Genomic DNA, 21,341 nt, shown 5'->3' on the forward strand with positions numbered 1-21,341 from the left:
TAGTAATTTCAATCGTAAATAGCTAAATCGTAAATAAGATAATGGATTTTGATAAAATGAACGGACTTATTCCGGCAATCATACAAGACGCAGATACCGCTAAGGTGCTGATGTTGGGCTTCATGAATAAAGAAGCTTACGACAAAACGGTAGAAACCGGTAAAGTGACTTTTTTCAGCCGCACCAAGAACCGTCTTTGGACGAAAGGTGAGGAGAGTGGTAATTTCCTGAATGTCGTTTCTATCAAGGAAGACTGTGATCAGGATACATTGCTGATTCAGGTACACCCTGTGGGGCCGGTTTGCCATACAGGCACGGATACATGCTGGGGTGAGAAGAATGAACAGCCTGTAATGTTCCTGAAGCATCTTCAGGATTTTATTACTAAGCGCCATGAAGAGATGCCGGAAGGTTCTTACACAACCAGCCTGTTTGAGTCGGGTGTGAATAAAATGGCACAGAAAGTGGGTGAAGAAGCTGTGGAAACAGTGATCGAAGCTTGTAACGGAACTGATGAACGGTTGATCTATGAAGGAGCCGATTTGATATACCACCTCATCGTGTTGTTAACATCCAAAGGATACAGTCTGGAAGATTTGGCACGCGAATTGCAGGAACGTCATAGCGCTTCGTGGAAGAAACACTAGACAATTGACAGTTGACAATTGACAATTAAAAAAAAACGAGATGGCTGAACCGCTGATACGATATAAAGATGTGGAAGTACACCAACAGGACTTGTGCGTGCTGAATGAGGTAAACCTTGAGCTGCAGAAGGGAGAGTTTGTGTACCTTATCGGTAAGGTAGGTTCGGGTAAGACCAGTTTGCTAAAAACACTCTACGGAGAACTGGATATTACTGCCGGCGAAGCAATGGTACTGGGGTATGATATGCGTCGTATTAAGCGCAAGCATATTCCGCAGTTGCGCCGTAAGTTGGGCATCGTGTTCCAGGATTTCCAACTGTTGACTGACCGCACGGTGAACGATAATCTTGCTTTTGTATTGAAGGCTACGGGCTGGAAAAACAAATCGGAAATAAAAGACCGTATTGCTGAAGTGCTGGTGCAGGTAGGAATGGGTAATAAAGGATATAAGTTCCCTAACGAACTTTCGGGAGGCGAACAGCAACGCATCGTTATTGCCCGGGCTATGCTCAACTCTCCGGAGATTATCCTGGCGGATGAACCGACCGGTAATCTGGATGCGGAAACGGGACGTGCCATTGTAGGACTATTACATAACATCAGCCGCATGGGTGGCTCATTGGTATTGATGACTACGCACAACCTCCATCTGCTTCACGAGTTTCCGGGACAGGTATATCGCTGCGCAGGTCATCAGATAACAGATGTAACGTCCGAGTATTCGGGGATGATGCTGACTGTAGAAGAAACAAATAATAATATATAATCATTTAATACAGGAACGAAAATGAAAGTTTTAAAGTTTGGAGGTACTTCCGTAGGTTCTGCATCGCGGATAAAGGAAGTGGCCAAATTGATCACTGATGGTGAACAGAAGATAGTTGTACTCTCGGCTATGTCGGGCACGACTAATACATTGGTGGAAATTTCGGACTATCTGTACAAGAAAAATCCGGAGGGTGCCAACGAAATCATTAACAAGCTGGAGGCTAAATATAAACAGCATGTGAATGAGTTGTATTCCACTCCCGAGTATAAACAGAAAGGCCAGGAACTGATTAAATCTCATTTTGACTACATCCGTTCTTATACCAAAGATCTTTTCACGCTGTTTGAGGAGAAAGTGGTTCTGGCACAGGGAGAACTGATCTCTACTGCCATGATGAACTATTACCTGCAAGAGTGTGGTGTGAAGTCCATCTTGCTTCCGGCTTTGGAATATATGCGTACCGATAAGAATGCGGAGCCTGATCCTGTATATATTAAAGAGAAACTTCAGATGCAGTTGGAATTGCATCCCGGTGCTGAGATTTACATCACACAAGGATATATTTGCCGCAACGCTTACGGAGAAATAGACAATCTGCAACGTGGTGGAAGCGACTATACCGCTTCTTTGATCGGTGCGGCCATCAACGCTTCCGAAATCCAGATATGGACCGATATCGACGGTATGCACAATAATGACCCGCGTATCGTTGACAAGACTGCTCCTGTACGTCATCTTCATTTTGAAGAAGCTGCCGAGCTGGCTTATTTTGGTGCGAAGATTCTTCACCCCACATGTATACAGCCTGCCAAGTATGCCAATATCCCGGTGCGCTTGCTGAATACGATGGACCCGACTGCTCCCGGTACGATGATTTCCAATGATACCGAGAAGGGCAAAATTAAGGCGGTTGCAGCAAAAGATAACATTACGGCTATTAAGATTAAATCCAGCCGCATGTTGCTTGCGCATGGTTTCTTGCGCAAGGTATTCGAAATATTTGAAAGCTATCAGACTTCTATCGATATGATTTGTACTTCTGAGGTAGGAGTATCTGTATCTGTTGATAATACGAAGCATCTCAACGAGATTCTGGACGACCTGAAGAAGTATGGAACCGTTACGGTGGATAAGGATATGTGTATCGTCTGTGTGGTAGGTGATTTGGAATGGGAGAATGTCGGTTTCGAAGCGAAGGCACTGGATGCCATGCGCGACATACCGGTACGAATGATCTCATTCGGTGGTAGTAACTACAATATTTCTTTCCTCATCCGTGAGTGCGACAAGAATAAGGCATTGCAGTCGCTTAGTGATGCACTGTTCAACGAAGAATAAGAGAAATAAGAAAGTACAGATATAATATGATATGGAACGTAAATTACACAAATTACACAACTCTCTGATAAAGGCTCTTGTGTAATTCGCGTAATTTGCGTTCTTTTCTTTATAAACAAAGTTTTAAAGTATGAAAGGAACATTCCCCATAGATAAATTCCGTGAGCTGCGTACCCCTTTTTATTATTATGATACGAAGGTGTTGCGCGACACTCTTTCCTGCGTGCGTGCAGAAGCCGCTAAGTATGGTAATTTTGAGGTACATTATGCTGTGAAAGCAAATGCTAATCCGAAGGTACTTACCATTATCCGTGAGAACGGGCTGGGTGCCGATTGTGTGAGTGGGGGAGAAGTGCGCGCTGCCATCAAGGCTGGCTTCCCTGCGAATAAGGTTGTTTTTGCAGGAGTAGGTAAGTCCGATTGGGAGATCAACCTGAGCTTGGACTACAATATCTTCTGTTTCAATGTGGAGTCTATTCCTGAGTTGGAAGTAATAAACGAATTGGCGGCTGCTAAAGGTAAGATCGCTAATGTCGCTTTCCGTATCAACCCCAATGTAGGTGCACATACGCATGCCAACATCACTACCGGGCTGGCAGAGAATAAGTTTGGTATCAGTATGCAGGATATGGACGATGTGATAGACGTGGCACTGGAGATGAAGAATGTGAAGTTCATCGGATTGCACTTCCACATCGGTTCGCAGATATTGGATATGGGTGATTTCGTGGCTCTTTGCAATCGTGTGAATGAACTGCAGGATAAGTTGGAGGCACGCCGCATCCGTATCGAGCACGTCAATGTAGGTGGCGGACTGGGTATTGATTATAAGCATCCCAACCGTCAGGCAATACCTGATTTTAAGGATTACTTTTCGACTTATGCCGAGCATCTGAAGCTGCGCTCTTATCAAACACTCCATTTTGAATTGGGGCGTGCCATAACGGGGCAGTGCGGTTCACTAATCTCGCAGGTGCTTTATGTAAAGCAGGGAGCAAACAAAAAATTTGCTATCCTCGATGCCGGTATGACGGATTTGATTCGTCCTGCATTGTATCAGGCTTATCATAAGATCGAAAATATCACTTCAGAAGATACAGTTGAGACTTATGATGTGGTAGGTCCTATTTGTGAGTCATCGGATGTATTCGGAAAGGCGATAGACTTGAATAAGGTGAAGCGTGGAGACTTGATAGCGTTGCGTTCTGCAGGCGCCTATGGTGAGATTATGGCTTCAAGCTATAATTGCCGCGAGTTGCCGAAGGGCTATACTTCGGACGAGCTGGTGTAGAAATATCCATGCGAAATTTGAATATAGACAGATACATTGAGCGTGCACCTTTATCATAAGGGTTGCACGCTTTTTCTTTCTTCTTTCCTCGCTTCCCTTCTTTTCTTTCCTTTACTTCTCCTTATTTCTCCTTTTTCTTTTCTTTGTATTCACAACATTACGCCTTTGAGTCCTGAGAACAGGAATCATTTATAATTTTTCATAATCTATTTAAGTAAGAATAAAAATGACAATACTCGGTGCAGAATTATCCTCTGCATATCTATAAATACTCGTATAACAGAGTCATATTGGCCCTGCCGGAACTGGAACCGGGCAGATATGTACCGGCATTCAAGATATTGCAAGAAGACGGAAACACATTGTTGCAAGTTCTTTCAGTGTTGTGGAATGTTCCTGATATAGGAATCAAATATTGATTCGTATTTAATAATAATCAATTTTTTTAAGTAATGAACAGAAAAAGAAGATGTGCCTTTCAGGCACAGGATGCCACAGAAGCATCAAAAAAAACAACTCGTGACGTAATTGCAGATGGTGTGCGTTGGACGGAGGCCATGCGCGTGGTTCGCGCCGACCATCCGGAGGTCACCATCATTATGCCCGGTGAGAAGATTCAGGTGCGCCCGGGTGACGATGTGCGCAAACTGATTACTCCGTATGTAGCCGTCATCCGTCAGGCACTGGATGGCAAGAGGGTAGGTGGGTGGAAAGGTTATACAGCCGACTGCCGCGTGCGCCAAGTGCGCCGTTTGCTCACCCATTACTTCTATTTTCACGAAGGCTGCATCAGCGAAGCAGACCTCAACCTGATGGTTGAGGATTTGCTGTTTGTGCACAAGGCGGGGTGATAGGTGTGTATGTTTTTGTGTTCCGGCGGATATGTTATCCGCCGATCTTAAATATCAGGAATTGTAATCCGATTGAATGGAGGCAAAATTATCTGCATTTTTTATTCATCAATACATTTGTAACTATTTTACTTCTAAATACTTGTATTCATTTTCGCGTAAATACTTACCATTGCGATGCACATAAATGGGCGTATATTTGCAGTATAAATGAGATTTGAAAGAAATGGAATTTCTTGATACTATGTGCAAATATATAAACAATACGATATTGAATCCAATAGTAAAAATGATTGAGTACGTTTACGAAAAACGTATCGTCTGTTCGGTGCAAATGCATCATCCGTTTAGTGCAAACGCATTATCTGTTTACCCCGAACGTATCATCTGTTTGGGGACTACGCATCATCCGTTCGGGATAGATGTATCATCCGTTTTCCTGCAGATATACTTCAGTATATCATTATCTTCTAATTTACTTATGTTATGTACGTCCGCTGGCCGGACGGCTGGCCGCTTTTTCTCGTAACCCGGTGACTGGCAGAATGAAAAGGTGGCCGAATAGGTGGCTGGAAAAAGTTCGTAATAAATGTTAATTCAAAATACTGTTTATTGATGGATAATAATTCGTTAAGGATGGGCTATGTCATGGTTTCCCGGGCATTGCTGCTGGATATTTATGGGAAACGGGGTGCGGCCGATAGCGAAGAAGAAGCGTTTCTGCGGGTGTTGACTCACGTTAACTACCGGGAAGCGACGGTTCTTCACGGAGGTGTGCGGGTGACTTGCGGTAGAGGAGAATCGGTCATTTCCTTCTTGGGGTGGTCGGATATACTGGGATGGACAAGGGCGCACACACGGCGTTTCTTTGAGCACTGTTTTGCCAAGGGAAGTATTGAGAAAGTGGCGGGGAACTTGCCTAGTCATATCCGTGTGCCAGGCTACGATGCCTGGACGGGAAGTCCCGGAGGAAAGAAGCGGCCGGGCGAAAGACTTGTAGACGAAGCCTTGCAGGTTTTTATTGTCAGATACAGCGAAGTGACTCATTTGCCCATAGAAAACAAGGGGCAGATTTCGAGAGCCTGGAAAAGATTGTCTGCCCGGGAAAGGGAGCTGGCTACGGAGCGTATCGAAGATTATTACTATAGTCTGGACAATGTGCGGTATTGTTATAGGGCGATCCGCTATATAGAATCTAGGGTGTTTGAGAATGAATTTTGCGACTCATCTATGTAGGGTTATGAATCTTTTCACCACAGAGGACACAGAGTTCACAGAGTTTTTTAGACTTCTAATTCATAGATAATTATAACCTCTGTGCTCTCTGTGTCCTCTGTGGTGAATAATTCATTTCTATACCATTATGAACTGAATGAAAATTTGAATATATAGCAATGATAACTGAAGATATACTGAATCCTCACGACGCCCGGCTGGAAGAAGTGGTGCTGGGCGCCTGCCTGGCGGAAAGCGCTGCTGTGGCACTGGTAGCGGATAAGATCCGTGCCGAGATGTTCTACGAAGACAATAACCGCGAAATCTACTCCGCCTTGTTGGCGTTGCACCATACGGGGCGTCCTATCGACATCATTACCGTAAAGAACGAACTCGTCGCGCGTGGCAAACTGGATGCCGTGGGCGGGCCGTTCCGGATTACAGCGTTGAGCGGAGGCGTGGCTTCTTCTGCCCATCTGGAATATCATGCGCTTCTTTTGCGGGAGAAGTTCGTGAGGCGTGAATTGATCGTAGGACTGCACCGTCGTCTTGCCGCTGCCGCCGATGAGACGATAGATCTGGACGAGACGCTGGCGGAGCTGCATCGGCTCCTCGATCACCTTGAAGGAGAAGCTTCTTTTACCGACTGTATGCGTGACATGGATCAATTGATGCTGGATACGCTGAAACAAATGGATGCCCGTGTGGCTAACAATCGGGACGGCGTAACGGGAATTCCTACCGGGCTCGTCGACCTCGACCGCCTGACGGCGGGCTGGCAACAGGGAGAATTGGTCATCATTGCCGCCCGTCCCTCTATCGGAAAGACTGCCTTCGGTCTGCACCTGGCGTTGGCGGCAGGGCGTGCGGGCAAGCATGTGGTGATATACAGCATCGAGATGATGGGTGAACGTTTGGGTGACCGTTGCCTGTCAGCCTGGGCGGCCGACCTTAATGCCGCCCATTTACGCACCGGTCAACTCTCTGCCGGCGAGCAGCAACAGGCACTGGATGCCGCCACGGAGCTGGCAAGGCTTCCCATCTACGTGGACGATAATCCCAAAACAGGCATGGATCATATCCGTTCCTCGGCACGCTTGCTGAAAGGGAAAGGACGCTGCGACTGTATCATTATTGACTACCTGCAACTCTGCGAAATGAAGTCGGAACAGAAGAACCGCAACCGCGAACAGGAAGTGGCCGAGGCAAGCCGGAAGGCGAAACTGATGGCAAAGGAACTGGATGTACCGGTAATCTTACTTTGCCAGTTGAACCGCGACTGCGAAATGCGCGCCGATCATCGCCCGGCACTGAGCGATCTGCGTGAGAGTGGCGCTATAGAACAGGATGCGGATGTGGTGATGTTGCTTTACCGCCCCGCCTTCTACGGGATGCCGACGGAGCGCAAGAGTAAGTACCCCAGTGAGGGATTGGGAGTGGTGATCGTGGCGAAGCACCGCAACGGAGAGACGGGGGATGTGTACTTCGGACACAATGCCAGCATGACGAAGATAGGGGAATATGTGCCACCGCTGGAGTGGATGATGAAGAATGCGAAATAGGTGTTAAGTATTAATTGGGGATGAAAATAATTGTCGTTTGGTGAAGAAATAAATAGCAAAATACTTGACTTTGGCTTCTGAATGTTGTATCTTTGTGAAGTGCTTAATGATAGGCATTACAGAATGTTTTTTTAACCTAAACTTTAATTTTAATGGATGTACTTGTAGAACGCTTCCAGCGTAGAAAAATCGTGAGTGATAAAGACTCTCCGATGTTGTTTTATCTTCGTCAGAAACCCCGCTCTGCCGGCACGGTGGATATCGACACCCTTGCTGCCAGTATTCAGAAGAATTGTGCTATGACCAAAGGTGACGTGAAACACGTGATCGAGGCTTTGGTAGAAGAAATTCAAGGGACACTTGTCAATGGAGACAAGGTGAAACTGAATCAATTCGGGATATTTCACATGACGTTCCGTTGTTCGGGCGTGGAGAAAATGGAGGATTGTAAGGTAAGGAATATCAAACGGGTGCATATCCGTTTCACACCGGACAAAGGATTGCGGCTGGTGAACGGAACCATAGCGGAAACCAGAAGCCCGGCCAATGTATCCTTTGCCCTGGATAAAAAGGAGGATGAAGACGGTTCCTCCTCTGGCGGTCAGGGAGGTGGCAATTCCGGCGGAGACGGTGGTCTGGATGAAAACCCGCTGGGGTAAACTTTAATCTAAACTTACATAAGGTATGAAAAAGAAATTGACTTGGGATGCGGTGTTGAAAATTGTAATTGCTGTGGCTTCGGCTGTGTTGGGAGCGTTTAGCGCGCATGCGATGACAGGGAAATGATGCCGGGATAATACTTTAAGAAATGAGAAAAATTGATTTAATCGTCATTCATTGCAGCGCCACCCGCGCTGACCGTTGCTATACGGAATATGACTTAACCACAGACCACCTGCGCCGGGGATTCTCCGGCGCAGGTTATCATTATTATATAAGGAAGAACGGGGATATCAAAAACCTTCGCCCGGTTGAAAAACCCGGTGCGCATGCCCGCGGATACAACGCCCGCTCAATTGGTGTGTGCTATGAAGGCGGGCTGGATGTGAATGGCCGGGCTTCTGATACAAGAACGGATTTACAGAAACATTCTCTTCGTGTATTGGTGATGTTGTTGTTGAAGGATTATCCGGGCTCCCGGCTGGCAGGTCATCGTGACCTTAGTCCTGACTTGAACGGCAATGGCGAAATAGAACCGGAAGAGTGGATCAAGGAGTGTCCGTGTTTCAATGCTGAGACTATTTTGCAGGAAACGCCCGTCAATCCGGGCTATTTTATATAAAAAATGTTATCAAATGAACAATGTCTGTGTATCATTGTTACTTTTGTAATGATTTCAATTTAATTAAAAATACGATTATGATTACTGAAAAATTACAAAATGCAATTAACGAGCAGATTACAGCTGAAATGTGGTCGGCTAACATGTATTTGGCTATGTCTTTCTATATGGAGAAAGAAGGATATTGTGGTATGGCACATTGGTTGAAAAAACAGTGGGCTGAAGAGAACGAACATGCCTGTGCATTGGCTGATTACGTAATCAAACGTGGCGGTAAAGCCAAAGTTGATAAGCTGGATGTAGTTCCTAATGATTTCGGTACTCCGCTGGAAGTATTTGAACAGGTGTATAAACACGAGTGCCGTGTATCCGAAATGATCGACAAGTTAGTGGATGTGGCTGCCGCCGAAAAAGATAAAGCAACGCAGGACTTCCTGTGGGGATTTGTACGCGAACAGGTAGAAGAAGAGGCAACTGCTGCAGGTATCGTTGATATGATTAAGAAAGCCGGTGCAACCGGTGTCTTCTTTGTAGATGTGAAATTGGGCGAACGTTAATAGTCTTTTTGATATAGAATTGCCAAGGCAAAAAAGCCGCTTGATTTTATTCAGGCGGCTTTTTTTATTTCTTTTTGGCTGTTTCGGTATTTTAATCTACCTTTGCTACTCTTTATTGACACGTACTATGAGTTACTATGCATATGGGCAAAATAAATCTTAAATACCTTCTTTGGATAATGTTGAGCAGCTATGTTCTGAGTGCTTGTTCGGAGATGGAAACCCGAAAAGTGCTGGTGGTGCACTCTTATGAGAAATCTTATGCCGCTTATCCTGATTTTAATGAAATGATTGCCGAAACTTTCCGGAAGAGAGGGATTGATGCCGAACTCCGTACGGTGTATTTAGATTGTGAGGCCTATCAGGATAGCTTGGAATCCTTGTATCTGCACTCTCTGCTGGATGAAGTTTCCGAAAACTGGGAACCGGAAATTATACTGGTCAATGATGACCAGGCAACTTATTCGCTGCTGAAGTGCGGACATCCGCTGGCGAAGCAACTTCCTGTTGTTTTTGGTGGAGTGAATTACCCTAACTGGTCTCTTATAAAGCAATATCCCAACGTGACCGGATTTCGTGATAAAATAGATTTTATGGCGAATATCAAGGTTGCGAAAGAGATATTCGGGAAGGAGATACATCTCTTCACTATTATAGACTCCACTTACTTGGATAAACAAATAAGGAAGGATGCTTGGGAACAGTTGAAAGACGAGAAGGTGGAAGGTTTCATGAACTCAAAAGAATTCAATTCCAGGGAATGGAAGGAGTTTGTAAAAGAAAAGAGTTATACGTATTTTGCCGGGCTTACTGTCCGGCTTCAGAAGGATCGTTCGGATGCCGGACTACTTTGGAGTTTAAGCCAATACACAAGAGATAGGTGTTATCTTCAGTTGAAAAGAGATTTTACGACTGTCAATATCGGTAATATCTGTTCTAGTCCCAGTTTGACGGCCATCAATGAAGGTTTTGGTTATGGCGAGAAACTGTTGGGGGGATATATGACGACGATCCCGATACAGGTAGGGGAAATGGTGGATGCAGCGGTCAGGATTTTGCATGGTGAGAAACCTTTGGATATGCCCATCGCAAACAGTGCTAAAGAGTATGTGGTAGATTGGGAGGTGATGAAACAGAGGGGGCTTTCGAAGACGGATATTCCAGAGAAGTATTCTATTATCCATATTCCGTTCAGTAAGGAATATCCTTGGCTGTGGGGAGGAATTGTTTTCTCAACTACAGTTCTATTGATTATGCTGTTTGTCTTGTTGTTTTTCCTCTATCGTCGGGAGCAGGGGAGGAAAAAGAAAGCTCTCAATGCGTTGGAGGATGAAAAAGAAACGTTGGCGCTGGCTATTGAGGGGAGTGATACGTATGCGTGGAAGTTGGAGAATGATTATTTTATATTCGAGAGTGATTTCTGGAAGTCGCAGGGAATGATGTCGAAGGTGCTTACGTTTGACAAACTGATTAAGTTTATTCATCCGGAATGCCGGGATGAAGTGGAGGAAAATTGGAGGAAGATATCCTTAGTCCGTAAGGTGGCGGTACAGGTGCGTTGCGACTTCAACGGAAAGGGATATCAATGGTGGGAATTCCGGTATAAGACCATTGCGTTGCCGGATGGCGGCTATAAGGCTGCCGGACTATTGCTGAATATACAGGACATTAAAGATCGTGAACATGAACTGGAAGAGGCGCGTCTGCTGGCGGAAAAAGCCGAGCTGAAACAATCGTTCCTGGCGAATATGAGTCACGAGATACGCACTCCGCTGAATGCGATTGTCGGCTTTTCCAATATATTGGCAGCTGATGAAGAACTGGAAACGGATGAGCGCTGTGAGTATATCAAGACGATCAACAGGAATAGTGATTTGTTGCTGACACTGATAAATGATATCCTGGAACTTTCACGGCTTGAGTCGGGCTATATGTCCTTTGAATTTGCTCCATGCGGAGTGGGGGAATTGGTGGATGAAATCTATCAGACCCATCAGATGTTGATATCGGGACAGTTGGAATTTATTAAAGATAAGGATACGGTGCCGGTAAGGATAAATGTAGATAAAGGACGGTTAGTGCAAGTGATAACTAATTTCCTGAATAATGCGTCCAAATTTACGGCTTCGGGGTATATCAAACTGGGATACCGTTATCTGCCTGATACTTCGGAAGTGGCGATTTATGTGGAAGATACAGGCTGCGGCATTCCATATGCCGAGCAGAAGATGATTTTCAACCGGTTCTATAAACAAAATGAATTCTCACAGGGAACAGGTCTGGGACTTTCTATCTGCCAGGTGATTGTGGAGAAACTACAAGGAAGGATCGAACTGTGGTCGGAACAGGGGAAAGGGAGCAGATTTACAGTGGTGGTAAAGGCTACAAGCTACGAGTAACCTGTAGCCGGTAACTCGTAGCCCGTAGCTTATCGTGCTTTAGCGCGATAATACTCCAAGTTCTTTTCCTACCTTAATAAATGCTTCTATACACTTGTCCAGATGTTCTCTTTCGTGTCCGGCAGAGATCTGTACACGGATGCGTGCCTGGTCTTTCGGAACTACGGGATAATAGAATCCGGTGACGTAAATGCCTTCTTCTTGCATCCGGGCGGCGTAAATCTGTGAAAGTTTGGCATCATACAGCATCACGGCGCAGATGGCACTTTGTGTAGGCTTGATGTCAAATCCGGCGGCAGTCATTTTCTCGCGGAAGTAATTGACGTTTTCTACTAATTTGTCATGCAGGGCATTGCTTTCTCTCAGCATATTGAAGACTTCGATGCTTGCGCCGATCACGGCAGGAGCAACAGAATTGGAGAACAGATACGGGCGACTGCGTTGGCGCAGCAGGTCGATAATCTCTTTGCGTCCGGTGGTGAATCCGCCCATGGCTCCGCCAAAAGCTTTGCCCAGTGTACCGGTGTAAATATCCACACGTCCGTAAGTTTTGAATAGCTCGCTCACGCCGTGGCCTGTAGGACCTACTACACCGGCAGAGTGAGATTCGTCTACCATTACCAGGGCATCGTACTTTTCCGCCAGATCACAGATTTGATCCATCGGAGCCACGTTGCCGTCCATGGAGAAAACGCCGTCTGTTACAACAATGCGGAAACGCTGGGCCTGTGCTTCTTGCAGACACTTTTCCAGTTCGGCCATGTCGGCATTGGCATAGCGGTAACGTTTGGCTTTGCACAGGCGTACACCGTCAATGATGGAGGCATGGTTCAGGGAATCGGAGATGATAGCATCTTCCTCGCTGAATAGAGGTTCGAACACTCCACCATTGGCATCAAAACAGGCAGCATATAGTATGGTGTCTTCGGTTTTGAAATAGTCGGAGATAGCGGCTTCCAGTTCTTTGTGGATGTCTTGTGTTCCGCAGATGAAACGTACGGAAGACATGCCGTAGCCACGGTGATCCATCATCTTTTGGGCAGCGGTAATCAGTCGCGGATGGTTGGACAAACCCAGGTAATTGTTAGCGCAGAAATTCAGCACTTCCTTCCCTTTTACGGTGATGGCGGCTTGTTGCGCACTCTCGATCAGGCGCTCTTCTTTGTAGAGTCCGGCCTCTTTGATTTCAGCAAGCGTATTGCTGAGGTGTTCTTTCATTTTCCCGTACATAGCTTTATAAATTAAAAGTTTGTCATCTTATTACTAAACGATACAAAGGACACGATTTTTCTTCAAATAAACAATAGCAAAATGATAGAATAATGAAAAAAAAGTATGTATATTTGCACGTCTCTAAGGATGGAGCACCTTATAAATAAGTCGTATGAAGAATATTTTGGTAATTGGAGCAACCGGACAGATAGGTTCGGAACTCACATTGGAATTGCGTAAACGTTATGGAGATGACCATGTTATAGCCGGATACATTCCGAGTGCTATGCCTAAAGGAGAATTGAAAGCATCGGGGCCTTCTGCTATTGCTGATGTAACCGACCGTCAGTCTATTGAAGTGGTGGCGCGCCAATTCAAGATTGATACGATTTATAATCTGGCAGCTTTGCTCTCGGTGGTTGCCGAAAGCCGTCCGGCTATGGCTTGGAAAATTGGTATAGACGGATTATGGAATGTGCTGGAAGTGGCGCGTGAATATGGCTGCGCAGTGTTTACTCCGAGTTCTATCGGTTCGTTTGGAGAAGCTACGCCTCATGTGAAGACGCCGCAAGATACGATTCAGCGTCCTCGTACGATGTATGGCGTAACCAAGGTAACTACTGAATTGTTGAGCGATTATTATTATACTAAATATGGAGTAGATACCCGTGCGGTTCGTTTTCCGGGCATCATTTCCAATGTAACTCCTCCGGGAGGGGGGACTACAGACTATGCGGTCGATATTTTTTACTCCGCAGTGAAAGGTGAAAAGTTCGTATGCCCTTTGAAACCCGGTACTTATATGGATATGATGTATATGCCCGATGCGCTGAATGCAGCCATTTCGTTGATGGAAGCAGCACCGGCACGTCTGAAGCATCGGAACGCTTTCAATATCGCTGCCATGAGTTTTGATCCGGAAGAAATCTGCCGGGAGATAAAAAAGCATGTACCCGATTTTGAAATGGTATATGAGATTGACCCATTGAAGCAATCCATTGCCGACAGTTGGCCCGACAGCTTGGATGACAGTTGTGCTCGTGAAGAGTGGGATTGGAAACCGCAATATGATTTAGAATCCATGACGGTGGACATGCTTGAGAAGTTAAGAGCTAAACTAAATAAGTGACCTTCAGGGGCCGGTAAAGAATGAGAAAAATAGGATTGGGGTTCTTGCTTCTCGTTTTCTTGGTGTCGTGCGGCAACAAGAAGACGAAGATGGATCCTTTTGCGACAATCACCAATTTGGTGGATTCGGCTGCACACAAAGCTGATACTGTACCACAGGCTGAAGTTGATAATGACCCTAAGCCAATAGAAGCGGATGAATCGTTTGATGATTTCGTCTATAGTTACGCTTCGGATGACGCCCTGCAACGGCAGCGGACTAAGTTTCCATTGCCTTTTTACGACGTTGATAAACCTTCTAAAATAGAGAGGGGGGAGTGGGAACATGATTATCTGTTTACCCAGCAGAGCTATTACACATTGCTCTTCGATGATGAAGATGACTTGGAATTGGTGGGAGATACTGCCTTGACATCCGTACAGGTGGAATGGATTTTGCTGGAAAACCGTATGGTGAAGAAATACTATTTTGAACGTATCAAGGGTGTCTGGATGCTGGAAGCTATTAATCTCCGGCAGATAGAGCAGGGGGAGAATGAAGACTTCGTTGCGTTTTATTTGCGTTTTGTGACTGATAGTGTTTATCAGAGCCGGCATATTCGCGAACCTTTAGAGTATATCACGATAGATCCGGATGATGAATTCTCTATCCTGGAGACTACACTCGACTTGAACCAGTGGTATGCTTTCCGTCCGGTATTGCCTGTAGACAAACTGTCCAATATCAATTACGGACAAAAGAATAGCGATTACTCTAATACGAAAATCCTGAAAGTAAATGGGATTGGAAATGGATATACCAATATTTTCTATTTTCGCAGACATCGCGGAGAGTGGGAGTTATATAAGTATGAGGATACGAGTATTTAGGAAATTACGAATGACGAATGACGAATGATGGAGCATGAGATGAGAAAAATACCCAATACATTCGGACTTGATGTAGAAGCTGCCGTGTTTTTGGAATACAGCTCAGTAGAAGAATTGGAGAAGTTGATTGCCGCCGAACGCATTACTTCTCCTTATCTGCATATTGGAGGAGGGAGCAATCTGCTGTTTACCGGAAATTATGAGGGGGTGATATTGCATTCGCGCATTGGCGGCATTGAAGTAACGGCTGAAGATGAAGAAAAGGTTTCGGTGCGTGTAGGTGCCGGTGTGGTGTGGGATGATTTCGTGGGCTATTGTACGGATCGAGGTTGGTATGGAGTTGAAAACCTGTCTCTTATTCCCGGGGAGGTGGGAGCTTCGGCTGTACAGAATATCGGTGCTTATGGCGTGGAAGTGAAAGATCTGATTTCTTTCGTAGAAACGGTGAACATACAAGGGGCGAAGCACGTTTACCAAACGGATGAATGTGATTATTCATACCGGAACAGTGTTTTTAAACGGCCGGAAATGAAGCAGGTGTTTGTTACGCATGTTGGTTTCTCTTTGAGTAAGAAAGAGTCTTATACATTGGACTATGGTACTATTCGTCAGGAACTTGAGAAATACCCGAAAGTTGACTTGAAGACATTACGACAGGTTATTATCAATATTCGTGAAAGTAAATTGCCTGATCCGAAAGTACTGGGTAATGCCGGAAGCTTCTTTATGAATCCTGTCGTTGCACGTGAAGTTTTTGAAGCTTTACGGGAACAATATCCTCAGATGCCTTTTTATGAAATGGGTGCTGACCGGATAAAAATTCCTGCCGGTTGGATGATAGACCAGTGTGGTTGGAAGGGGAAATCGCTGGGACCTGCCGCCGTGCATGATAAGCAGGCATTGGTGTTGGTAAACCGGGGTGGGGCAACGGGGGCTGATATCGTAGCCCTTTCGGATGCTGTAAGGGCGTCAGTTCGCGATAAGTTTGGCATTGACATACATCCCGAAGTGAATTTTATTTGAAGTAATCATGATTATCAGAGGTCGCTTTTGAAAGAACTGATGATTGATAATTAATATGTAATTAAAGTGAAACTAAGAATATTAGGAAGCGGAACATCGACAGGAGTGCCTGAAATAGGTTGTAAGTGCGAAGTTTGCACTTCTGCCGATCCGCGTGATAACCGCTTGCGTGCGTCTTCTTTGTTGCATACGGATGATGCGGTGATACTGATTGATTGCGGACCGGATTTCCGGGAACAGATGTTGAGGGTAGCCTCATTTGAAAAAATAGATGGAGTGCTGATTACTCATGAGCACTATGACCATGTAGGAGGGTTGGATGATCTTCGTCCTTTCTGCCGTTTCGGCGAGATTCCCATATATTCCGATGACTATACGGCAACTCACTTGCGTGCACGAATGCCCTATTGTTTTTTGGAACATAAATATCCCGGTGTACCTCAGATTTTCTTGCAAGAAGTGGAGCCGGGAAAAAACTTCTTTATCAATCATACGGAGATTATTCCTTTTCAGGTGATGCACGGGCGTCTGCCTATTCTGGGGTATCGTATAGGTAAGCGTTTGGCTTATATTACAGATATGCTGACCATGCCTGAAGAGTCCTATGAACAATTGCAAGACTTGGACGTTCTGGTTGTGAATGCCTTGCGTGTCAAGCCGCATCCTACGCATCAGAGTATTTCCGAGGCATTGGAGACGGCGAAGCGCATCGGTGCGCGCGAAACTTATTTTATTCACATGAGCCATCATGCCGGATTGCATGGCGAACTCGAAAAGCAGCTTCCACCTGATGTGCATCTGACTTTTGATGGAATGGAAATAGAGTTTTAAAGGCAGGCATTCTAAAACTTTTTATATCTACTAAAGTTTTTGAAACATTTGTTTTGTTTTATTAGTAGAAATACTTATTTTTGCCGAAACTTGATGCCTGAAAAACCATGAAGTTACGCCTTGTCATAAGAATTGCCATGATTGTGTCCATAGTGTTGCTATGTACGGGGTTCGGGGTGTATTCATTCTTTAGGTTGAATGAGGTGGAGAGTCAGAAAGATTTTAATCTCTATACTCTAGTGCCTCAAAGCGCAATAGCTGTGCTGGAAACAGACCGTATGGCAGAATTGGTGGATGACATCAACCTGTTGAGTTGCAGCAAAGATAATCACTTCCTTTATGCTTCCGAACTTTTTGTTTATCTGAAGAACTATCTGCATACCTTGCTGGAGGATACTCCGCACGGACTTAGTAAGCAGATGAACAAAATGCTTATCAGTTTTCATGAGCCGGATACACCGTTGAACCAAGTGTTGTATTGCAGTCTGGGATCAGGTGATTATGAGTTGGTGGAGTCATTCATCAGGAAATATTGTTCCAGTTCATTCCCTTCTAAATTCTTTGATTACAGAGGTGAGGAGATCAGTATTTATCCTATGCCTGACGGACGTTTCCTTTCAGCGTATTTTACATCGGACTTTCTGGCGATCAGCTTTCAGAAACGATTGATAGAACAGGTGATTGACGCGCGGCTCTCCAAAAAGTCGTTGATAGACATGCCTTCATTCAAACTGATGCATGCCGGGAAGAATGCGAACGTGGAAGCTACGGTGTATGTGCGCATTAAATCGGTGGAGATGGGTAAAAAAACAGATGGTATTCGTTCGCAGACCTATTTGGGAAGTTGGGCGGAATTTGATTTGAAGCTGAATGAAAATGCTATTTATTGTTCGGGGATTAGTCACGGATCGGACACTACGCATACTTTTATAAATGCTTTGCGTCGCCAGCAGCCGGTAGAGGGGTTTCCGGGAGAACGGCTTCCACTTTCTACTTTCTTTTATGATTGTTGGGCCATTTCGGACATGGATGCTATGTGCAGCTTTACGGCGAAACAGGAATATGCCAAGGCAACTTATTCCGATTATATTAAAGAAAGAGATGAAGAATGGATGGATTTCTTGAAAATGTATGCAGGAGATCAGATGATATCCTGTCTCTTTCAGTCGAAAGATACAGTAAATGAGATTCCTTGTGCGGTGATGAGTGTTCCGGTGAAGAATGTGTTGCAGGCTGAACGCCGCTTGCAGTCATTGCTTTATACTTCTCCGAAGGAAATGGATGCGCCTCCTGTTCCGCAGGCATACCCCGATTATCATCTTTATCCAAAGGCGAAAGGATATCGTTATTATATATTGCCTCGTAATACCTTGTTGACTCAGTTGACAGGCATCACAGAGTCCGCCCTTTATACGTATGTGTGTTTTTATTGCGGGCATCTGCTGATGGCGCCGGATGTTGTCAGTCTCACGGCTTATATAGATGCCATGGAGAATGAGGAAGTATTGGATGATATCCCGTTGTATGAAGAGGGGATCGGGAGTCTTTCACCCACATATAGTTTTGTAATGATGGTGGATATGGAAAAGATGGTGGAGCAACCGGAAACTTATGTGCGTCTGATACCGAACTTTTTCTTTCGCCAGGCAAAGTTTTTCCGGCATTTCGTGCTTTCAATACAATTCACTTGTGTGGATGAGGTGGTATATCCGAATCTGGTGTTTTTATACAAAGGAGATAAAATATAAGATTTAACACACAAAAAAAGGGAGAAATTTTCTCCCTTTTTTTGTGTTAGATCCTTTTTAGTTTAGAATGGCAGATCATCTTTTGCGTCACCTGTGAGGAATTCCGGTGCGGCAGTCGGTGCCGGCGGCGGAACAGGTGCGCCCGGTGCGCCTGCAGGGGCTGTTGCACTAACACGCTCTACTTTCCATGCGCGGATACTGTTGAACCAACGGTCCTGCCATTGGCGTGCGTCCACATCAAATGATACGGTCAGTTCTTCGCCCATCTGGATGTTAAACTGTTCTATTTTGTCTGCTCCGAAAACATCGAAACACATTTTGCGGGGATATTGGCCGTGGTCTTCAATCACGTATTCTTGTGCTTTCCACTCATTGCCCGACTTTGCCACTCCGCCTCTTGGTTGGAGTATAGCGATAATTTTTCCTGTAAATTCCATTGCGTTCTTTTTTAATGATGCGGCGAAGTTACAATTTTTTAGGGAAATCCGGAGAAGTTCCGGGTGTTTTTTCTTAATTTTCTTTGCTGTGAGAAGATCTTTTTTTGTAACTTTGTCCGATACTATGAAGTTATAGTACGAATAGGGAATAATATAAAACTTAAATACACAGAACATATGAAATTTATCGTTTCGAGTACTGCGCTCTCCAGCCATTTACAGGCTATCAGCCGTGTGATTAATTCGAAGAATGCGTTGCCCATTTTGGATTGTTTCCTCTTTGAACTGAAAGACGGAACATTGTCGATTACTGTTTCTGATAGTGAAACAACGATGGTGACGTCAGTTGAAGTGAATGAAAGTGATGCTGACGGACGCTTTGCCGTAGCTGCCAAAACAATTCTGGACGCATTGAAGGAAATCCCCGAACAACCGCTGTCGTTTGAAGTAAATACCAATTCTTTGGAAATCACAGTACAGTATCAGAACGGTAAGTATAGCCTGATGGGGCAGAATGCAGATGAATTTCCTCAATCGGCTATGCTGGGTGACAATGCCGTACGCGTAGAAATGGATGCATCCGTATTGTTGGGTGGAATTAATCGCGCTGTATTTGCTACGGCTGATGATGAACTTCGTCCGGTGATGAATGGTATCTATTTTGACATTACCACAGAAGATATTACAATGGTGGCATCTGATGGCCACAAATTGGTGCGTTGCAAAACACTGGCTGCCAAAGGTAATGAACGCGCAGCATTTATTCTGCCCAAAAAACCGGCTTCGTTGATTAAGAATTTGTTGCCTAAAGAACAAGGACAAGTAGTTATTGAATTTGATGAACGTAATGCTGTGTTTACATTGGAAAAATACCGCATGGTGTGTCGTCTGATTGAAGGACGTTATCCTAATTATAATTCGGTGATACCGCAGAATAATCCTTATAAAGTGACTGTGGACCGTATGCAGTTGGTAGGTGCATTGCGTCGTGTATCTATTTTCTCATCACAGGCAAGCAGTCTTATTAAGTTGCGTATGCAGCTCAATCAGATTGTGATTTCGGCACAGGATATTGATTTCTCTACTTCTGCCGAAGAAACACTCGCTTGCCAGTATGATGGTAACCCGATGAGCATCGGTTTTAAATCGACTTTCCTGATTGATATTTTGAATAATATCGCTGCTGATGAAGTGATAATTGAACTGGCAGATCCGTCACGTGCAGGTGTCATCATTCCCGTTGAACAAGAGGAAAATGAGGAGTTGTTGATGCTACTGATGCCGATGATGTTAAATGATTAATAATTGCTATAGCTACGAGCTACAAGCTACAGGTTACGAGTGTCTTTCGGGACATAGCGTAGCCTGTAGCTTGTAGCTCGTAGCTCGTAGCTTATACCTATAATAATAATGAAATTAAACCTCAAAAACCCGATTGTTTTTTTTGATTTAGAGACGACCGGAACGAGTATCAATGTAGACCGTATCGTTGAAATCTGTTATCTTAAAGTATACCCCAATGGTAATGAGGAAGCAAAAACACTTCGTATCAATCCGGAAATGCATATTCCCGAAGGTGCGTCTGCTGTTCATGGCATCTATGACGAGGATGTGGCAGATTGTCCTACCTTCAAAGAAGTGGCCCGTACTATTGCCAATGATATAGAAGGATGTGATTTGGCAGGATTTAATTCCAACCGTTTTGATATTCCCGTGCTGGCGGAAGAATTTCTTCGCGCCGGTGTAGATATTGACCTGAGCCGCCGCAAGTTTGTGGATGTACAGGTCATTTTCCATAAATTGGAGCAGCGTACACTTTCTGCTGCTTATAAATTTTATTGTGGAAAGAATCTGGAGGATGCACATACGGCGGCAGCTGATACGCAAGCAACTTATGAGGTGCTAATGGCACAGCTGGACCGCTATCCGGAATTGCAGAATGATGTTGCTTTTCTGGCCGATTATTCCAGTTTTAACAAGAATGTGGATTTCGCAGGACGTATGATTTATGATGATAATGGTGTAGAAGTATTTAACTTTGGAAAATACAAGGGAATGTCGGTGACAGATGTGCTGAAACGCGATCCGGGCTATTATAGCTGGATATTAAACAGTGACTTTACACTGAACACCAAGGCTATGTTGACAAAGATCCGTCTACGTGAATTAACCAATAAGTAG

22 protein-coding genes are annotated in these 21,341 nt (G+C 44.8%); 20 read left to right on the forward strand and 2 right to left on the reverse strand.

The features are described 5' to 3' along the window. The first annotated feature begins 41 nt into the window (after positions 1–41). From hisIE to VYM24_RS16255, 13 genes are all read left to right on the forward strand, one after another. On the forward strand, positions 42–647 hold the full coding sequence (hisIE, locus tag VYM24_RS16195) for a bifunctional phosphoribosyl-AMP cyclohydrolase/phosphoribosyl-ATP diphosphatase HisIE (RefSeq protein WP_007209751.1): 606 nt from the start codon (positions 42–44) through the stop codon (positions 645–647). A 40-nt stretch (positions 648–687) separates the two neighbouring features. Next, positions 688–1,413 (forward strand): cell division ATP-binding protein FtsE, encoded by a 726-nt coding sequence (locus VYM24_RS16200; protein ID WP_330940413.1) that lies wholly within the window; start codon positions 688–690, stop codon positions 1,411–1,413. A 21-nt stretch (positions 1,414–1,434) separates the two neighbouring features. Beyond that, positions 1,435–2,754 carry an aspartate kinase gene (locus tag VYM24_RS16205; protein WP_007209749.1) on the forward strand — a complete coding sequence of 440 codons (1,320 nt, stop codon included), beginning with the start codon at positions 1,435–1,437 and terminating at the stop codon, positions 2,752–2,754. Between the two features lie 130 nt (positions 2,755–2,884). Next, on the forward strand, positions 2,885–4,045 hold the full coding sequence (gene lysA, locus VYM24_RS16210; RefSeq protein WP_291548358.1) for a diaminopimelate decarboxylase: 1,161 nt from the start codon (positions 2,885–2,887) through the stop codon (positions 4,043–4,045). A gap of 239 nt (positions 4,046–4,284) precedes the next feature. Continuing rightward, the gene (locus VYM24_RS16215) at positions 4,285–4,464 is read left to right on the forward strand and encodes a hypothetical protein (RefSeq protein ID WP_291548360.1); all 180 of its coding nucleotides are present in this window, start codon (positions 4,285–4,287) and stop codon (positions 4,462–4,464) included. 33 nt (positions 4,465–4,497) lie between these two features. Further along, the gene (locus VYM24_RS16220; protein ID WP_291548362.1) at positions 4,498–4,896 is read left to right on the forward strand and encodes a hypothetical protein; all 399 of its coding nucleotides are present in this window, start codon (positions 4,498–4,500) and stop codon (positions 4,894–4,896) included. A 615-nt stretch (positions 4,897–5,511) separates the two neighbouring features. Then, complete coding sequence (locus VYM24_RS16225) at positions 5,512–6,132, forward strand: hypothetical protein (RefSeq protein WP_291548364.1); 621 nt, start codon at positions 5,512–5,514, stop codon at positions 6,130–6,132. Between the two features lie 158 nt (positions 6,133–6,290). Then, positions 6,291–7,673 (forward strand): replicative DNA helicase, encoded by a 1,383-nt coding sequence (gene dnaB, locus VYM24_RS16230; protein ID WP_299093873.1) that lies wholly within the window; start codon positions 6,291–6,293, stop codon positions 7,671–7,673. A gap of 152 nt (positions 7,674–7,825) precedes the next feature. Continuing rightward, complete coding sequence (locus VYM24_RS16235; protein WP_291548366.1) at positions 7,826–8,332, forward strand: HU family DNA-binding protein; 507 nt, start codon at positions 7,826–7,828, stop codon at positions 8,330–8,332. A 25-nt stretch (positions 8,333–8,357) separates the two neighbouring features. After that, positions 8,358–8,459: a smalltalk protein gene (locus tag VYM24_RS16240; RefSeq protein WP_291548368.1), complete on the forward strand. Its 102-nt coding sequence runs from the start codon at positions 8,358–8,360 to the stop codon at positions 8,457–8,459. Positions 8,460–8,481: 22 nt separating this feature from the next. Beyond that, positions 8,482–8,955 (forward strand): N-acetylmuramoyl-L-alanine amidase, encoded by a 474-nt coding sequence (locus VYM24_RS16245; protein WP_330940414.1) that lies wholly within the window; start codon positions 8,482–8,484, stop codon positions 8,953–8,955. Positions 8,956–9,032: 77 nt separating this feature from the next. Beyond that, positions 9,033–9,512 (forward strand): ferritin, encoded by a 480-nt coding sequence (locus VYM24_RS16250; protein ID WP_291548373.1) that lies wholly within the window; start codon positions 9,033–9,035, stop codon positions 9,510–9,512. A 137-nt stretch (positions 9,513–9,649) separates the two neighbouring features. Next, a complete protein-coding gene (locus tag VYM24_RS16255; protein ID WP_425286606.1) occupies positions 9,650–11,911 on the forward strand; it encodes a sensor histidine kinase in 2,262 nt (753 codons plus the stop codon). A gap of 39 nt (positions 11,912–11,950) precedes the next feature. Here the strand turns inward: VYM24_RS16255 and kbl are convergent, their stop codons facing one another. After that, the gene (gene kbl / locus VYM24_RS16260) at positions 11,951–13,141 is read right to left on the reverse strand and encodes a glycine C-acetyltransferase (RefSeq protein WP_330940416.1); all 1,191 of its coding nucleotides are present in this window, start codon (positions 13,139–13,141) and stop codon (positions 11,951–11,953) included. A 154-nt stretch (positions 13,142–13,295) separates the two neighbouring features. On the opposite strand from kbl, the gene VYM24_RS16265 reads away from it, so the two are divergent. The 5 genes from VYM24_RS16265 (at position 13,296) to VYM24_RS16285 (ending at position 18,723) form a co-directional block, all read left to right on the forward strand. Continuing rightward, entirely contained in the window at positions 13,296–14,252 is a 957-nt protein-coding gene (locus VYM24_RS16265; protein WP_291548379.1) for an NAD-dependent epimerase/dehydratase family protein, read from the forward strand. 20 nt (positions 14,253–14,272) lie between these two features. Beyond that, positions 14,273–15,121: a DUF4348 domain-containing protein gene (locus tag VYM24_RS16270; RefSeq protein ID WP_291548380.1), complete on the forward strand. Its 849-nt coding sequence runs from the start codon at positions 14,273–14,275 to the stop codon at positions 15,119–15,121. A gap of 24 nt (positions 15,122–15,145) precedes the next feature. Further along, positions 15,146–16,144 carry a UDP-N-acetylmuramate dehydrogenase gene (murB, locus tag VYM24_RS16275; protein WP_330940417.1) on the forward strand — a complete coding sequence of 333 codons (999 nt, stop codon included), beginning with the start codon at positions 15,146–15,148 and terminating at the stop codon, positions 16,142–16,144. A 66-nt stretch (positions 16,145–16,210) separates the two neighbouring features. Next, positions 16,211–16,975 (forward strand): MBL fold metallo-hydrolase, encoded by a 765-nt coding sequence (locus VYM24_RS16280; RefSeq protein ID WP_330940418.1) that lies wholly within the window; start codon positions 16,211–16,213, stop codon positions 16,973–16,975. A gap of 107 nt (positions 16,976–17,082) precedes the next feature. Beyond that, the gene (locus VYM24_RS16285) at positions 17,083–18,723 is read left to right on the forward strand and encodes a DUF3352 domain-containing protein (RefSeq protein ID WP_291548385.1); all 1,641 of its coding nucleotides are present in this window, start codon (positions 17,083–17,085) and stop codon (positions 18,721–18,723) included. Between the two features lie 62 nt (positions 18,724–18,785). Here the strand turns inward: VYM24_RS16285 and VYM24_RS16290 are convergent, their stop codons facing one another. Continuing rightward, positions 18,786–19,160, reverse strand: coding sequence for a DUF3127 domain-containing protein (locus VYM24_RS16290; RefSeq protein ID WP_029328892.1), 375 nt, complete (start codon positions 19,158–19,160; stop codon positions 18,786–18,788). 177 nt (positions 19,161–19,337) lie between these two features. Between VYM24_RS16290 and dnaN the strand changes: the two genes are divergently transcribed. Then, positions 19,338–20,462: a DNA polymerase III subunit beta gene (dnaN, locus tag VYM24_RS16295; protein ID WP_291548386.1), complete on the forward strand. Its 1,125-nt coding sequence runs from the start codon at positions 19,338–19,340 to the stop codon at positions 20,460–20,462. Positions 20,463–20,570: 108 nt separating this feature from the next. Beyond that, the gene (locus VYM24_RS16300; RefSeq protein WP_291548388.1) at positions 20,571–21,341 is read left to right on the forward strand and encodes a 3'-5' exonuclease; all 771 of its coding nucleotides are present in this window, start codon (positions 20,571–20,573) and stop codon (positions 21,339–21,341) included.

It is taken from the genome of Bacteroides sp. MSB163 (assembly GCF_036416795.1).
Classification (GTDB): Bacteria; Bacteroidota; Bacteroidia; order Bacteroidales; family Bacteroidaceae; genus Bacteroides; species Bacteroides maternus.

What these genes read in the sequence shown, in the direction of transcription:
- VYM24_RS16265 (WP_291548379.1), top strand. Translation starts at nt 13,296, where the DNA reads ATGAAGAATATTTTGGTAATTGGAGCAACCGGACAGATAGGTTCGGAA.
- VYM24_RS16250 (WP_291548373.1), top strand. Translation starts at nt 9,033, where the DNA reads ATGATTACTGAAAAATTACAAAATGCAATTAACGAGCAGATTACAGCT.
- VYM24_RS16270 (WP_291548380.1), top strand. Translation starts at nt 14,273, where the DNA reads ATGAGAAAAATAGGATTGGGGTTCTTGCTTCTCGTTTTCTTGGTGTCG.
- VYM24_RS16285 (WP_291548385.1), top strand. Translation starts at nt 17,083, where the DNA reads ATGAAGTTACGCCTTGTCATAAGAATTGCCATGATTGTGTCCATAGTG.
- VYM24_RS16200 (WP_330940413.1), top strand. Translation starts at nt 688, where the DNA reads ATGGCTGAACCGCTGATACGATATAAAGATGTGGAAGTACACCAACAG.
- VYM24_RS16290 (WP_029328892.1), bottom strand. Translation starts at nt 19,160, where the DNA reads ATGGAATTTACAGGAAAAATTATCGCTATACTCCAACCAAGAGGCGGA.
- VYM24_RS16255 (WP_425286606.1), top strand. Translation starts at nt 9,650, where the DNA reads ATGCATATGGGCAAAATAAATCTTAAATACCTTCTTTGGATAATGTTG.
- murB (WP_330940417.1), top strand. Translation starts at nt 15,146, where the DNA reads ATGATGGAGCATGAGATGAGAAAAATACCCAATACATTCGGACTTGAT.
- dnaN (WP_291548386.1), top strand. Translation starts at nt 19,338, where the DNA reads ATGAAATTTATCGTTTCGAGTACTGCGCTCTCCAGCCATTTACAGGCT.
- VYM24_RS16225 (WP_291548364.1), top strand. Translation starts at nt 5,512, where the DNA reads ATGGATAATAATTCGTTAAGGATGGGCTATGTCATGGTTTCCCGGGCA.
- VYM24_RS16300 (WP_291548388.1), top strand. Translation starts at nt 20,571, where the DNA reads ATGAAATTAAACCTCAAAAACCCGATTGTTTTTTTTGATTTAGAGACG.
- VYM24_RS16205 (WP_007209749.1), top strand. Translation starts at nt 1,435, where the DNA reads ATGAAAGTTTTAAAGTTTGGAGGTACTTCCGTAGGTTCTGCATCGCGG.
- VYM24_RS16235 (WP_291548366.1), top strand. Translation starts at nt 7,826, where the DNA reads ATGGATGTACTTGTAGAACGCTTCCAGCGTAGAAAAATCGTGAGTGAT.
- lysA (WP_291548358.1), top strand. Translation starts at nt 2,885, where the DNA reads ATGAAAGGAACATTCCCCATAGATAAATTCCGTGAGCTGCGTACCCCT.
- VYM24_RS16245 (WP_330940414.1), top strand. Translation starts at nt 8,482, where the DNA reads ATGAGAAAAATTGATTTAATCGTCATTCATTGCAGCGCCACCCGCGCT.
- hisIE (WP_007209751.1), top strand. Translation starts at nt 42, where the DNA reads ATGGATTTTGATAAAATGAACGGACTTATTCCGGCAATCATACAAGAC.
- VYM24_RS16220 (WP_291548362.1), top strand. Translation starts at nt 4,498, where the DNA reads ATGAACAGAAAAAGAAGATGTGCCTTTCAGGCACAGGATGCCACAGAA.
- dnaB (WP_299093873.1), top strand. Translation starts at nt 6,291, where the DNA reads ATGATAACTGAAGATATACTGAATCCTCACGACGCCCGGCTGGAAGAA.
- VYM24_RS16240 (WP_291548368.1), top strand. Translation starts at nt 8,358, where the DNA reads ATGAAAAAGAAATTGACTTGGGATGCGGTGTTGAAAATTGTAATTGCT.
- kbl (WP_330940416.1), bottom strand. Translation starts at nt 13,141, where the DNA reads ATGTACGGGAAAATGAAAGAACACCTCAGCAATACGCTTGCTGAAATC.